At 35.8% G+C, this 849-nt stretch carries 1 pseudogene; it reads right to left on the reverse strand.

The features are described 5' to 3' along the window. Window positions 1-387 precede the first annotated feature (387 nt). Window positions 388-849, reverse strand: a pseudogene (locus DK866_RS19770) (hypothetical protein); the annotation flags it as partial.

Raw genomic sequence — 849 nt, forward strand, 5'->3', positions numbered from 1 at the left:
AAATTTATGCCACCTATACACCTACAACCTTCATCACCACAGGGCAATTGCCTTCGGCAATTCAACATAACACCCGAGGATTATGTCTTGCGCCCTTTGGTGATAGTAATTACAGACTGATGTTTGGCTGGACACTACAAAATTAATATCTATTTAATGATTGACTTAGCCGCTCAATGTTTATTTTCCCAATAATTCACAAATAGATGAATACCACTAAAACTCAAACCAAACACTCCCCCAAAAATAATCGGTTGTTTTAAAAAGAATATATCAATGTAAAAAATACCTAATTTCATATAATGAATAGATTCAACAATAAAACCAAGCAATAAAAATGTAATAAAAACCAGTGCAAAATAACAAAAAAATAACATTAAAAAATAATTAATTACTTTCATTTTCGTTCTCTATTTTGATTTTCTTCAATACTTCGCTAGTCTCTTTATTTAAATATTCTGAACCCGCGGATCCAAGAAGGCTACCTATAATTCCAGGCATTGGCGATATACTCGGCGGAGCTGTAATTGATGGCATTAAAACTAATGGGCGTTCTTTAAGCCCGTTAGACCAAGGATTAAATTTATTATCAAAATGGTGAGTTAACCATTTTGTGCCTCCATAGCCGGCTGTTGAACCAACTAATGCGCCTCCCATTGAGACCCAAGGTGATTCTCCATCAATTAAACTTGAAATACCCGCACCAGTTGTATTGGTTGTGAGCGTTCCCCAATACCCCATTCCTGATGTTATTCCTCCTGTTAACAAAGAAGAACCAAAGCTTGCATAACTAAAGCTCGCTTTTGGGTCTGTGTTAATATTATGCACCTGCATGGCTAAATTTGCTGT

Source organism: Proteus genomosp. 4 str. ATCC 51469 (assembly GCF_003144375.1).
Taxonomy (GTDB): Bacteria; Pseudomonadota; Gammaproteobacteria; order Enterobacterales; family Enterobacteriaceae; genus Proteus.